Annotated in this window: 13 protein-coding genes; 5 read left to right on the top strand and 8 right to left on the bottom strand. The window is 58.9% G+C overall.

What is annotated here, in order from left to right; translation table 11 throughout:
• Positions 1-3: 3 nt before the first annotated feature.
• On the bottom strand, positions 4-585 hold the full coding sequence (locus ACP90_RS11915; RefSeq protein ID WP_062488465.1) for an NAD(P)H-dependent oxidoreductase: 582 nt from the start codon (positions 583-585) through the stop codon (positions 4-6).
• 117 nt (positions 586-702) lie between these two features.
• Here ACP90_RS11915 and ACP90_RS11910 point away from each other — a divergent pair, with 117 nt between their 5' ends.
• A complete protein-coding gene (locus tag ACP90_RS11910; protein WP_023001025.1) occupies positions 703-1320 on the top strand; it encodes a TetR/AcrR family transcriptional regulator in 618 nt (205 codons plus the stop codon).
• A 55-nt stretch (positions 1321-1375) separates the two neighbouring features.
• Here ACP90_RS11910 and ACP90_RS11905 read toward each other — a convergent pair whose 3' ends face one another.
• A complete protein-coding gene (locus tag ACP90_RS11905) occupies positions 1376-1861 on the bottom strand; it encodes a YcgN family cysteine cluster protein (RefSeq protein WP_055654901.1) in 486 nt (161 codons plus the stop codon).
• Between the two features lie 220 nt (positions 1862-2081).
• Between ACP90_RS11905 and ACP90_RS11900 the strand changes: the two genes are divergently transcribed.
• The 3 genes from ACP90_RS11900 to ACP90_RS11890 are packed head-to-tail and all read left to right on the top strand — an operon-like array spanning position 2082 to position 5532.
• Positions 2082-4295: a PBP1A family penicillin-binding protein gene (locus ACP90_RS11900; RefSeq protein ID WP_062488464.1), complete on the top strand. Its 2214-nt coding sequence runs from the start codon at positions 2082-2084 to the stop codon at positions 4293-4295.
• Positions 4292-4972: a DUF1214 domain-containing protein gene (locus tag ACP90_RS11895; protein WP_023001022.1), complete on the top strand. Its 681-nt coding sequence runs from the start codon at positions 4292-4294 to the stop codon at positions 4970-4972. Before ACP90_RS11900 ends, ACP90_RS11895 begins: the two co-directional genes overlap by 4 nt.
• Positions 4969-5532: an N- anchored protein gene (locus tag ACP90_RS11890; RefSeq protein ID WP_023001021.1), complete on the top strand. Its 564-nt coding sequence runs from the start codon at positions 4969-4971 to the stop codon at positions 5530-5532. The genes ACP90_RS11895 and ACP90_RS11890 overlap by 4 nt, the downstream gene beginning before the upstream one ends.
• A 66-nt stretch (positions 5533-5598) precedes the next feature.
• On the opposite strand, the gene ACP90_RS11885 is transcribed toward ACP90_RS11890, so the two are convergent.
• The 3 genes from ACP90_RS11885 to ACP90_RS27970 form a co-directional block, all read right to left on the bottom strand.
• Entirely contained in the window at positions 5599-7281 is a 1683-nt protein-coding gene (locus tag ACP90_RS11885; protein WP_062488463.1) for a tetratricopeptide repeat-containing sulfotransferase family protein, read from the bottom strand.
• A 549-nt stretch (positions 7282-7830) separates the two neighbouring features.
• The gene (locus tag ACP90_RS11880) at positions 7831-8694 is read right to left on the bottom strand and encodes a hypothetical protein (RefSeq protein ID WP_062488462.1); all 864 of its coding nucleotides are present in this window, start codon (positions 8692-8694) and stop codon (positions 7831-7833) included.
• 62 nt (positions 8695-8756) lie between these two features.
• Positions 8757-8966: a hypothetical protein gene (locus ACP90_RS27970; RefSeq protein ID WP_031269292.1), complete on the bottom strand. Its 210-nt coding sequence runs from the start codon at positions 8964-8966 to the stop codon at positions 8757-8759.
• Positions 8967-9158: 192 nt separating this feature from the next.
• Between ACP90_RS27970 and ACP90_RS11875 the strand changes: the two genes are divergently transcribed.
• Positions 9159-10316 (top strand): DUF2336 domain-containing protein, encoded by a 1158-nt coding sequence (locus ACP90_RS11875; protein ID WP_062488461.1) that lies wholly within the window; start codon positions 9159-9161, stop codon positions 10314-10316.
• Positions 10317-10374: 58 nt separating this feature from the next.
• Here ACP90_RS11875 and ACP90_RS11870 read toward each other — a convergent pair whose 3' ends face one another.
• The 3 genes from ACP90_RS11870 to ACP90_RS11860 form a co-directional block, all read right to left on the bottom strand.
• Entirely contained in the window at positions 10375-10746 is a 372-nt protein-coding gene (locus tag ACP90_RS11870; RefSeq protein WP_031285039.1) for a DUF1491 family protein, read from the bottom strand.
• A gap of 101 nt (positions 10747-10847) precedes the next feature.
• Positions 10848-11573, bottom strand: coding sequence for a peptidoglycan-binding domain-containing protein (locus ACP90_RS11865; protein ID WP_208993512.1), 726 nt, complete (start codon positions 11571-11573; stop codon positions 10848-10850).
• Positions 11574-11644: 71 nt separating this feature from the next.
• The gene (locus ACP90_RS11860; RefSeq protein WP_145915759.1) at positions 11645-13345 is read right to left on the bottom strand and encodes a HAMP domain-containing histidine kinase; all 1701 of its coding nucleotides are present in this window, start codon (positions 13343-13345) and stop codon (positions 11645-11647) included.
• Positions 13346-13421 lie beyond the last annotated feature (76 nt).

Genomic DNA, 13421 nt, shown 5'->3' with positions numbered 1-13421 from the left:
GCTTCAGGCAACCTTGCGACCAAGGGCAGCGGCCCGCGCCAGCATCTTCCGCTTTGCCTCGTCGCTCGAGCCGCGGATCGGCGAGAACATATGGTAGCCTTTGGGCTTGAGACCGCAGAAATCGAGGATCTGCTTCTCGGTCTGCTTTTTGGCACCGGCACCGTAAATCCAGGTGAAGTACCAACCCGGTGTGTCGGAAGTCACCAGAACCTGCGCGGTGCGGCCCTTGAGCAGTTTCTCAGGCAGAGGTTTGCCTTTCACGTATTGAAAGGACATGCCCGGCAGCAGGATCCGGTCGAACAACCCCTTCAACCTGCCCGGAAGACCGCCCCACCACAATGGGTGCGTGAGCACGAAATGTTCACACCACAGGATATCCTGCCACAGTGCTTCGAGGTCAGGCTCCAGAGGCTTCGCATCCTTGAAGGATGACACTCCGAAATCCGCATCGAAGTCCAGATCGGCCAGATGCCTGACCCGCACTTCGTTTCCACGCTTTTGCGCATGATTTGCATATTCCGCCGCGAGGGCGCCGCAAAACGTGTCCTTGGCCGGGTGTCCTTCCAATACCAGTACTCTTGTCATGTCCAACCTTGTGAGCTTGCAGGCGTCAAACGCCAAAATTGACCGTGGTCATTTTTTGACATTCCGCATCACATCCGTCAAGATATTTTTTGACCACGGTCACTTTAACGGAAAATCATGACACGCAAACCACAACAGCGGAGCATTGCCACAAGGGCACGGGTCCTGGCTGCCGCACGCGATCTCAGTCAAAAACACGGATTGGACCTGGTTACCGCGGAAGCGGTTGCGCAGGAGGCAGGTGTCGCAAAGGGGACCGTGTTCTCGCATTTCGGCGATATGGACGGCCTATTGTCCTACGTGCTGCTGGACCGGCTGAATGCCCTGCGTGCGGCGACGTCCGACGAAGCAGCAGAACCCGACCAATTGTCCGACCCTGTCGGACTGCTGACCCGGCGCATGATGGCCCTGATCGACGTCATCACCGACAGCCCGACAATCCTGCGGCTGTTCCTGGACAATATCGGTGTAACCAAACCCAATTGCGCTGCTGAATTTGTCGAAACTCTGGACGCCCTCGATGCGGAACTGGAGCATTTCCTGACGTTCTGGCAACAGGGGGCCAGCCTGAAGCCGGACCTGAGGCAGGATCGGTCACCCAAGGAAATGGTCGATGGCCTGATTGCCTTCATGATCCATGGAGCCATCCTGGTCAAAAGCCATCAACTGACTGACCGGGCGGAACTGGAACACCGGCTCCGCCGCCATGTCGAGGCTTTCCTGATCAGACAATGAGAGCGATCAAATCAGGCTCGAATAGTGTGACTGCATCTTGATCGGCAGGGTTAGCTCAACCCTTCCGGTCTTCCGGCATTTCCCCCGGCCAGAACACGACGTGGTTCTCATAGTCTTCCAGAGCCATGCCGTCTTCGGGGATCGTCCGCCCGCGAACGGAAATGCCCGCCTGATGGACTGTTTCAGGATCTCCCGACACCAGAGGATGCCACCAGTAGAGATCCTTGCCTTCCCGCACCAGCCGATAGGCGCAGGTTGGCGGCAGCCAGGTCAGTGTCCTCACCTCACCCGGTGTGAGCTGAATGCAGTCCGGCACGATGGTTGCTCTGTTGTCGTAATCCTTGCAGCGGCAGCTGGTGCCATCAAGCAACGTGCAGGCAACATCCGTCCAGACGATTTCGCCGGTGTCCCAGTCCTCAAGCTTGTTGAGACAGCAGCGTGCGCAGCCATCGCAAAGCGATTCCCACTGGGACTGCGTCATGTCTTCCAGTGTGCGGGTTTTCCAGAACGGAAGCTCGCGTGAGGTATCGTCCACAATCATGAAGTCTTGTGCGCCTTTCTTGGGCCGGAACAATCGGCGCCTATCATGCTACAGGCTGTCGGGCAACCCGGGCGAAAAAACGGGCTGTTTTTCCTCAATGAAATTGCAAGAACTTTAGGTAAACTGTTCCAATGAAAGGGGCACGCTGGCAACCAGTTTGCACGACCTCGAAAAACGGCTAGCTTGGGCCGATCCTTTTTGATCCGGAGACCTTGTTCGCGTGACGGACAAACCGCAATCAGATGATGTCGAAACCGGCAATCCGCCGGCGCAGAAGCCGCCGAAAAAGCGCAATCGTATTCGCCGCTTTTTCCTGGCGATCGATGCCCTTATCGACACGGCCCTGTGGAAGAGCGGAACAGCTATCCGCCGGATATTCGAAGGCTATGACGCCTTCTTGCGGCGGTTCCGGGCCAAGGGAATCTGGCGCGTTCTAGCCGAGCTTTCGTCTGACGGTCTGACTTACGGCCTTGTCGGTTTCATCGTGGTACTGGCCTTCGCCCAGCCTGCCTTCGAGGCAACGCGCTATGCCGACTGGAAGACCACGGACGATTTCGCGGTGACCTTCCTGGATCGCTTCGGCAAGGAAATCGGCCGGCGCGGCATCGTTCTCAACGACAGCGTACCGCTTGAGGAAATTCCAGACTCCCTGATAAAGGCAACGCTCGCCACCGAAGATCGCCGCTTCTTCAGCCACTTCGGGATTGATTTTTTCGGCACCTTCCGGGCCATGGTCGAGAACGCACGCGCAGGCGGTGTCGTCCAGGGCGGTTCGACGCTCACCCAGCAGCTGGCCAAAAACCTCTTCCTGACCAACGAGCGCAGTCTCAGCCGCAAGATCAAGGAAGCCTATCTGGCGCTGTGGCTGGAAGCGAACCTTTCCAAGCAGGAAATCCTGAAGCTCTATCTCGACCGCGCCTACATGGGCGGCGGCGTCTTCGGGGTGACGGCTGCTTCCGAATTCTATTTCAACAAGAATGTGCGTGAGCTGACGCTTGCCGAAAGTGCCATGCTGGCAGGTCTCTACAAGGCACCGACCAAATACGCACCACACATCAACCTGCCTGCAGCCCGCGCGCGCGCCAACGAAGTCCTGTCCAACATGGTACAGGCCAGTTTCCTGACCGAAGGCCAGGTGATCGGCGCGCGCCGTAATCCGGCCCTGGCTGTCGACAGGTCTCAGGAACAGTTACCGGAATACTTCCTCGACTGGGCGCTTGAAGAGGTCAAGAAACTTGCACGCCGGTATCCGGCACTTGCCCGCGACCGCATTGTGACCGTCCGCACCACACTGGACCCGGCGCTGCAGCGCCAGGCGGATCTGGCCGTGGAAACCGTGCTTCGGGAAAACGGAAATTTGCGCGACGCTCGCGAAGCGGCGATGGTTTCCATGATCCCGGACGGGGCCGTCGTTGCCATGGTCGGTGGCAGTTCCTATGGCGAAAGCCAGTTCAATCGCGCCGTCAACGCGCTGCGCCAGCCAGGATCCTCGTTCAAGCCTTTCGTCTACATGACGGCTTTCATGAACGGCTATACTTCGGACAGCGTGGTCTCCGACCGGCCGGTCTGGATCGGTAACTGGTCGCCCAAGAACTATTCCAGAAGCTACCGGGGCGCCGTCACTCTGAAAACCGCGCTCACCAAGTCCATCAACACCATTCCGGTGATCCTTTCCCTGGATTTCGGCCGGCAAAAAATCATCGATACGGCGTATCGCATGGGCCTGACCCACGAACTGGAAAACTCCGTGTCGCTGCCTATCGGTTCATCTGAAGTCTCCGTCATCGACATGGCATCGGCCTATTCCGTTTTCGCCAATGGCGGAACCAAGGCAGCAGCCTATGCGGTTCTGGAGATCAAGAACAGCGCCGGCAAGGTGCTCTACCGGCGTGAACGCGACGAGCCGCCTGCAGTTCGTGTCCTGCCGGAGGAGAAAGTTCAGGAAATGAACGAGATCCTGGTCAATGTGGTTGAGGCCGGCACGGCCCGCCGGGCGCAGATCGACGGCGTGGTCGCAGCCGGAAAGACCGGAACCACCAACGCCTACCGTGACGCGTGGTTTGTCGGCTACACCGGCAACTTTGCCACGGCCGTCTGGTTCGGCAACGACGATTTTACCTCCACGCGACGTGTCACCGGCGGCAGCCTTCCTGCCATGGCCTGGCAGAAATACAACGCCTTTGCCCACAATGGCATCGAGCTTGCCCGGATGCCCGGTGTCGATCCGGAAAGCTTGCCCCGTCTGGCCCGAACCGCACCGGCAAGGCTGGCTACAGACACCAGCGACACTGCCCAGCCACGGGTCCTGAAACGGCGCACCCAGGATCTCCTCTTGCAGATCGGTCAGGATCTGCGCCTGCTGCTTGAACAAAAGAGCGCCGATGCCGCCCCTGCTCAAGGGTCTGCCAACACCGATGTCGCGGCGGTGCAATGAGCGATACAGGATTCCGGCCCGCACATGGCGAGGCAGACTGGTATGACGAAAGGCTTCCCCGTGCCATCCGCTCGCATCGGGGAAATCCTTTTCGCACGCTCGCCACGGTGACGCTTGTCGTCGTTCTGGCCTCATTGCTCGGCATAAGCTCCGCCTATCTGATCATCGAGCGGGAACAACCGCTCAATGCGGTCACCATCGGCCCGTGGCACGCCTATCCGAAAGCCGGCACCTCCGAAGCCGATCCCTATTCCGTGGCGATCTACACAAGAGGCGCCGTCATTCCCCTGGCATCGGGCGAAGGGCTTGCTCTGGTCGCGCGCGAAGACAGCAACGGCCACCAGCTTGATCCGACATGTGAGTACCGTATCGCAGGCCAGACCCCGTCTGCACGGCTCTGGACCATGACCGCGGTCGATGGCCACGGCCACCTGGTCAAGACGATGTCTGGCCGGGTGAACCTTGCAAGTGACGCCTTGTTGCGAAACGCGGACGGCACTTTCGAGATCGTCGCCGCCACCCGCCCCCACTCCGGCAACTGGCTGCCCCTGGCGAGCGATGCAAGGGCTGCGGACGGTCTGCGCTTCGTGCTCAGGGTCTATGACGCTCCGGTCACGACCGGTGCAGCCCTTGACGGCGTCAGCATGCCCACCATCGACAGGTTGGGCTGCCCATGACCCTTTCTTCACGTTTTTCCCTGTCGGTTGGCCTGCTGGCCACGCTGTGTCTTGCTGCCATCATTCACATCCTGGTGGTGCTGAGCATCCCCCAGAACGTTCTGCACAGTGCCTATGACAACATCGGCAACCACGGACCGGACCGGCAATTCAATCTGCTGCCGGATGTCCACCCCGGCGAGGAAGCCCTGCCCGATCTTGATCCGGCCATGAAACACGCTGCCTGCCGGTTTCAGCTCGCCGACGGGCCGGTTCTCTTCGATGCCAGCATTCCGGTACCCTTCTGGTCCATAGGACTGTTCAACGCGGCTGGAGAGGCCGTCTACAGTCTCAACAACCGCACCGCGGGTGCCGAGCGCCTCTCAATGCTGGTGCTGACTACGGAACAGCTGTCGATCCTGCGGGAGAACCCACCGGAAAACCTGGAAGATCTCATCGTCATTGAAACGGAAGAGCCACTAAGCGGTTTTGCGTTGTTGCGGGCCTATGTGCCCCACCCGACCCGGGCGGACAGCATCGACCGCGCTCTCAGGGCCGCAAGCTGCGGCTCCATTCGCTAAGATACCCAGAAATCGCGAAAAAAACGGTCAGGCCGGGACGCTGTCACGCCCCGACGCTGTAACTGGTCACGATATCGGAGAAACCGCGTTCCGCAGGTGAGAAATGTCGTTGTCAGGCATACTGGTTGCAAGCGTTTGTTGCTGACCGTAGCTGGATCCGTTGCCGACCGGTGCTGCCTCATTGAGCGGTGACAGCGGACCGAGCGCCTCGAACAGGTCTCCCAGAAGATCCTTGTGACGCTTCCACCGACCGATCGATGATCTGAACATCGGCTTCCGCACCTGGAGATTGGAGAACGTCGTCACGGGACTGTCGCCGTTATAGAACTCCAGGCATTGCTCTTCCCAGTCCATGCCTGTGCACGCCAGCAGCGCCTTGCTTTCCTTTTCCTGGTTATGAACCAGGTCTTCATAGGAAAGCGTGTGGATACGAACCGGCAGAACCTTTTCCCAATGTTTCATCAGACCGTCGTAGGCGACGAAATAACTGCCCAGTGACTTCTGTGTCATGGCGTAGTTGTGCGCGGGCGAAAGCGAATGCGACAGGAGCGAAACGCATGTGTCCGCAGGACAGCGAACGCAATGGATGAAAGCCGCTTTCGGAAACAGAAGGCTCATAAGCCAGAGCACTTCGAAATTATGCGGCATCTTGTCGGTGACACGGTCTGCCCGCCGGTCGATTGCACTCAGTTCTGCAAGGTACTGCCGTGCAAACTGCTTGAACTCGCGCGGCCCGAGGCTCTTCAACCGGTTTTCCAGGGCAGCACTTGGCGCCCCCCGCAAACCCAGGTCCTGCTGCAGCAAGCGGAAATACGGAATTTCCGCACCGCTGGCGATGCGCGAGTGCCGGCTCACGATCTGCTCGGCCAGGGTCGTGCCTGAACGCGGCATGCCGAAAATGAACACCGGCCGCTCCGAGGGATCCTCAAATTCCGTCCGTTCGGCGAAAAATGCCTCGTTGAACACGTCTTTCATGAAGGCAATGCGCTCTTCATGGGCTTGCTGATCGAACGACTGGTAACGCAACCGGCGGGCGGAGCGGTAATGCTGCGCAGCGCGCGCGGTGTCTCCCAGGTCGTAGTGGATCTTGCCGGCCGCCCAATGCAGGTGAGCGTGCTCCGGAGCAGGCAGTGCGCTTGCCTGTTTCAACAGGTCATCGATCTTGGCAAGTTCAGCCGGCTCTTCCCTGTAGGTGCGTGCCATCGTCAGGCAGTGAAGGGCCGAGGGCAGTTCCTTGCCCAATGCAATGGCTTTTTCGAACCAGGCGACAGCCTCGTCGATCTGGCCGACAGTGATATCGAGCTGGCCCATGCCGACAAGGGCATAACCATTTTCCGGATCGATCGCTAATGCACGCTGAAAGCTCTGTCGTGCCAGCACCGGCTGACGCTTGAGCGTGTAGAGGTCACCGAGATGGGCATGGAAATCAGCGGCTTTGGGCGCAAGGGCCACGGCTTTTTTTAGCGATTTCAGCGCGCCGGCCAGATCGCCAGCGTTCATGAGGGCCAGACCGAGCAACTGATGCACCTGCGGGTGCTTGCCGGCCTTGCGCTCAGCCTTCCGCAGCATCTCGATAGCAAGCCCCACGTCACCGTTCTGGTAAGCAGCAATGCCCAGCGAAAAATTTGCCTGCGGGTTCTTGGGGTCGAGCTTCAGTATCTCCTCAAACATGCTGAGCGCGATTCCAATGCGTCCGGCATGTTGATGGGAGAGCGCTTCTTTGACGAGAAGCGTGATGTTCGGACTCATTCGACCACCTTCAGGTTCCCGGGAGTGACTACCCTGTAAACTAAACGGTTTAGTTCGACGCCTGAAGAACGGCAAGCCACAAAACCCCTTCAAAGACATCCTTTTGCCGGAAAAACGACGAAAATTAGGCTAAGAGCTTGTGATCACGTCTCTTTTTTCAATGTTCACATTTTTTTGCATTGCAATAAACAAAACTTATACGCGCATGCCTTTAAGGCAAGTCAATCTGACAAAAAGTGAAGCAGAACAAGTAAAACGAGATTTTGACTGTCGTGGTTTGGTAAAAAAATAATACCGAGCGGTATCGTTTAAAAATTTTGAATACGCTTAGCTTACGAAATATATTCTCGTCGGTTTCTTGCAAAAGAACCCGTGCAGAAGTCTTCTCAAAGATGTTTTGTCAGACCTTGAACGACCGCGCCTGCAGCCTCTGGAAAAGCAGTACCGCCTTTACAGCCGAAAATGTATCCGCGCATCAGTAGATCTGACGTGGGCAGAATATAGCACTCAATAAAATGTCAGAATTCGGGTCTGAAATTCGGGAGCGGGCTATTTCACGACCGGCGCGCGTTCAGTTCCCCACCCGGTATAGATCCGGGACCTGCGAACAGGCTTATCGTCCCCATAACGCTTGTCGGGGTCGCAACCGGCTTCGGCAATGCGAACCTGGCCTTCCAGTTCCCGAATGGCGTTATTGACCTTCCAGACGCGATCGCGGGTCGGCGTTTCGATCTCCAGTCCGTCGAGCGCCTTCTTGTAGGCGATGATCCGATACCGCAGCGCCTGACCGACCCATTTGATCATCACCCGGTTTTCCCAGACGCGCGCCTTCGCGCCCTCATAGGTTTCCTCGGACTTCACAGGCTTATTCTGCAGAACTCGCAGCCGCTCGTCGTCAGCGGCCTTCACGCGCAAGGCCACTTCGCAGAAAGGCATCACCAACTCCGCATCGCCGGATGCGTCAGCGGCAATCTTGTCATAGCGGGCATCGGAAGACTGGAATTTGTCTGAGCGCAGATAAATCAGATAAAGATCAGGCGGCACACGCCCCTCAACTTCCGGAAGAACGCGTGTTCGCGACAGCTCAACCATGGTCCCGCCGATCCAGTCCTTGGTCCATGGCGGACGGATCAGCGTCCAGCCGCGGTTGCGCATCAGCTTTTCGTCGTTCGTGTAGTTGAACTTGGAAACCGGATCACCGCGCAGGCGCGCTGCTTCGTCGCCCGCCGCCGGCATCACCCTGTCATGAATGACGGAAGGCCTGGCACGATCAAAATCCCCTGTCGGGCGCGTACAGGCAGCAAGGCTGACGGCAATCAGCACGGCAGCGACGGCAATGGCGCCCTGCCTTGATCTGCGACCGCTCTCCGCGAGGGATACGGTGGCGGATTGTTCCGCTTTGCCTTTGCCCATCGGGCGCTTCTCCAGGCCGCTAAAAAGAAACTTCTCCTGCGCGGCTGGAGAGGCTTGGACCGTCAGTCCTTGTCGGAGCCAGCTGGTCCGGCCGCTTTTCCGATGGTCGCGATTCGTGCGGCAAGATCAAGGTCATGGCGCTCGTACCGGACACCTGGGAAGAGGATAACTTCTCCAAAGGTCTCTCGGCTTGCCATACGGCGCTGATTGGAACGATAGCCCACACGTGCTGCGGGGCGTTGAGCTGATGTAAAGTCCAACAAGGTGCCCATCGTCTCCTCCTTCGGTTCCGATCTCCCCTGACGGCGTATTACCGGCGGGGAACGGTCAAACGGGCGACGCATTACTTCCTGCTCTTCATTAAGAAGCTGTCAGGGTTAACAGCATGCTAACGCTTTTCCTGCAATTTGAACGAAGCAAGTTCCTCCGGTGGTCCGGTCTTTCGTATTTTGTAGACGGGTGTCATGCGCCAAACCCAACATTTCAGTCAGTCTTTGCCGAATTCCGCTTCTCCGGACAAATCCGCGTCCGCAAAGGGCGATGATCGTGGTGTCCTTCTGGCCGCAAGTGAGCTGTTTGCCGGACGCACTCGGCATGATGTTGAAGAAAAACGCATTTTTCTGGAGTTGGCGTCAAACTTCCTGCCTAAAACCTCACTGCCGGACAGGCGCCGGATCGCAAATCTGCTGGCTGCGCATCCGGAAATTCCCGACGACCTCCTGACGCAGCTCGCATCCGACGAAGACGAACTGACGGCCTATCCGGCCCTTCGTTACAGTCCGAGGCTTTCTGTGGATCTCCTTTTGAAGGTTTCGGAGGCCGGTCCGGATTCCCTCCGCAAAGCGGTCGCCAACCGGCCATCCTTGCGCGAATCGGTGATCACGACATTGTGCGAACACGCCGGAGCCCCTGTAATCCGTATCCTTCTCGACCGGGAAGACGTCACCCTGACACAAGCTCATCAGGCAAAACTCAGTTGTCGTAGTGACATCGTTGCCACTCTTGGTTTAGAATTGGCAGGTCAGGACGCATTAAACCCGGATGGACTTATGGGACAATTCCTGCATTTACCAGCTCCGCTCAAATCGAAAGCGATCGCCGCGGCGGAGATGACCAGCCTGGTCAAACAGGCACAAACCCCAGGTTCCGCAACCGACAGACGCACGGACACCGCGCGCCTCAAATTGCGGGACGCACTGGTGAGCGAAGCCCTTTTCCAGCAGCGGTCCCGTTTTGCGGATCTCCTGGGCCAGGGGCTCGGACTGCCACAGACCACTTGCGATCTGCTGATGCATGACGATCAGGCCGAAGGTCTGACCGTTGCATTGAAAGCGCTTGGTATGTCGGCGTCCGAAGTCACGACCGTGATGATCCGCATGCTGGGTGAAAACCTGTCACTGGAAAGACTGCGCGGCCTGCTGCGCCTCCATCGGACGCTCAGCCAGGGCGCTGCCGAGGTGCTGGTCGGCCAGTGGATCCTGCATGACCAGGTCACTCAGCCCGTATCTGCACAGCTTGACTCGCAATATCAGGATGGTTCGCGCCGCGATGCGGCGACAACGGACGGACAGAAGTTTGGTTTCGTTCAAGCCGAAACCACTCGCAAGTCGAACCGTTCCTGAGAATACCCGCTCAAGCACTGTGTTGCGGGAGGGCTGAACGCCCATATTTAAATCTGCACTAAAAGCGGAAGAGGTTTGTGTCGGGCTTCGGCTCATCCTGCACCAATGGCAGGTCAATCCTGCCGTCGCGTGCTTCGATGTCCACAAGCCAATAGTCCGGATCCATTCGCGCTTCGCTTGCCAGCCGCGCGTCTATCGTTTCCCTGTCCGCCCGTTCGAAGACACTTTCGAACAAGCGCCCCTGCGGCAGACTGCTGAACATGGCTTGCGGCGCCGGTCCATAGAAGTCGAAGCTACCGTCAAGACGGTCCACACAGATAAAGACCGCACCGGCTTCGGGAGCCCCTTTCCTGGAAACAGCTGCAAAACCGCCCTCGCCGAATACGCGTCGGACCAGTGCACTGACGAAAAACTCAGATGTAACCCGCATGCTGACCGCCTCTGCCGACCCCGCCGGCACTCCCGAAGATGGAGAAGGAAGGCCCTGCTCTACGACAGTTGCACTCACGCGGCAACTCGCCGTCCGGCAATCTAGCCGGACAGCGACCGGCCACTGACCATTTCCAGGCGCTCGATGACCTTGGTGCCGGGTTCGCCCGTCAACGGCAGGCCCCTGTCAAATTCGAACCGCCGGATGGCAGCGGTGGTATTGGCTCCCATCACGCCGTCCGCCTTCAGCGGACCGTAGCCGAGTTCGGACAACGCCTGTTGAATCTTCATCAACTTCGGATCGGAATCTACACCGGCATCGGCACTGTCGTCGGCACCGGCATCAAGGACTTCAGCGCTGTCTTGTCTAGTCGTACCCGAGAACCCTGGCTTCGGACGAGGCACGGGACCATTCACGGACGTTACGGGGCTTTCTCCCTGCATCAGCACCAGAGCAAGCAGCGCTTCCGTTGCCTCTCCGGTCTCGATCTGTCCGGCGTGACGTTCAAAACCACGGATGGCACGCTCGGTCGCCGGGCCGTTCAGTCCGTCCAGAGGGCCTTCGTACAGGCCGATCTTGCGCAGGGAAATCTGCAGGTCGAGCACAAGGGTGGAGATCTCCTGCACCTGAAGCCCGGGACTTCTGCCATCCGGTTCCGGCAGCTGCATGGTATCCGGTCGATCTCGTGTCGTGAACAGCGGCGCCGGATGCCGGCCAGGCTGCAAGCCGACCGCATTGGCCACGATCAGGCATGCCGTCAGCCCCATCACCACAGTACCACCCGCTGCGACAGGATTGTCGAGCGCCATATGACCGGCCTTCGCCATCAGGGATTCCGACGACTTTGCTTGCTGCGCCTTGGTCTGCTTTGTCGTTTTCTTTGCTCTTGCCATTGCGCCTATGCCGATCTTGCCAATTGCTCGACACGGAGCACCTCGCCGGTCCGGCCGGCGCTCTGCTGCGCTTGCGTCCGAAGCGGCAGGGTCACAGTCACGCTTTCCCCCTGCCCCAGAATGGTCTGAACAGTCAGGCTGCCGCCCATGCGCTCCAAAAGGGCCCTGGAAACGCCCAGTACGGTTGCCGCAGCCTCGACGCTCCAGCAAAGGCTGGACTGGCGGTTCTTCACCGAAAACACATAGTCGGTGTAGCCTTTGCCGAGATCGACACCAACGCTCACCACGGCGCCAGCCTCGGAAGTTTCCACCATATCCACCAGCAGGAAACACAGCGCCTGCCGCAGCAATTTTCTGTCGGCAGCAACCAGCGGACTGTCCTGGCCGGGTTCCATTTCCAGAGCAACACCGCGACGCACGGCCACCCTTGCGACCATGTCCATGCATTGAACGAGACAGGCTTCGACATCAACACCGGTAATCTCCGGTTCGCCGGGAGATCTGTCGGCCGGAACCAGATCCAGAGCCGCAGTGAGCGAGGCCAGACCCCGTTCGCCGGTTTGCCGCAGGGACTGTACCGCCAACTTGAGCACAGGATCGGAGGTATCACGCCCCAGGCGCTCGAGACGTTCGGATTGCGCCAGAATGTCCGACAGCGCCTGCGAAGCTTCAACGCCCGCCGTTTCAAGCATGTCCCGCGAAATACGGTCCGCGCGTGCGCTTCCGTCTGTGGCGGATCCCGCGGCCTTGCCTGCCGACCGCTCGATGGGTTCAAGAGGACGAAGCGTCAGCAGAAGTGCCGCACCGTTTGCAGAAGACGGGCTGTTCTGCCGGCCGGCACGCAGTTGCACTGCCAGACGCCGGTAGTCGGCCTGCCCTGCTTCTCCCGGACGATTTGCGCCAACCCTCAAACGTGCCTCGAAGGTTCTTGTGGCGCCACTCAAACGGGCTTCGGAAAGACAGGTCAGATAAAGCGGCCGGTCTGCAACGTGAAGGCGCGGAAACAGCCAGTCCTCCCCGCTTTCGACCGGCAGGTGCCCGAGCACATCCTTCACCGGGCCACCAATGACCTTGAGGCCACCGTCAGGCCCGAGTTCACAATAGATGTCGGAGACACTCTGACTGATCTGGAGGCGTCTTTCCTCCGTTGCCCTCACAACTTTTTGCGCAAGAGACCGGTCAAGCGCGATGCGTAGCGACAGCATACCGACATAAAGCAGAGCCGCCAGGGTCGCAAACGGCGTCGCCAGCCCTGGAAATCCGGAAGCCGGAAGGACAGGCAGCGGAACAAACATCAGGGCAAGGACCAGGGCACCGCAAAGCCCCGTCACGGCGAGTGCCGTCCGCCGGCTTGCTGCGAGCGCAGCCTCCATCGGCGGCACCAGCAACCAAGCCAGTGCAAAGGACAGCGCACCGCCGGTAACCGCGCAGACGCCGGCAACAAACACCGCGAACAGGGAAGCAGAAAGACCGGCAGCCTTGGACAGCGCCCCTGACTGGGACAGATAAAGTGCCAGAGGCCATTGGCTCAGCATCCAGGCGAGCGCGAGAAGAGTGGCTGCCTGAGGCGGTCCGGCCAGCGCCAGATGCAGTGGCAGTACCACCAGAGCCGCAGCGCCGCTGACGAAACAGCTGAGCAGAAACGAACGATGCAACGGTGCAAGAAAAGGATCGGAAGCAGCTTCGGGATGAATCATTCCATCCACGCGAGCCACCCAATGCCCCCAGATATTTTGCATGTTTTTCAGAAGGTTACGCAATCTACTCTACCACACAACAATC

Origin of the sequence: Labrenzia sp. CP4 (assembly GCF_001579905.1) — a bacterium.
GTDB lineage: Bacteria > Pseudomonadota > Alphaproteobacteria > Rhizobiales > Stappiaceae > Roseibium > Roseibium algicola.
The sequence above is the reverse complement of the archived record's forward strand: the minus strand, read 5'-3'. Positions and strand labels throughout refer to the sequence as shown.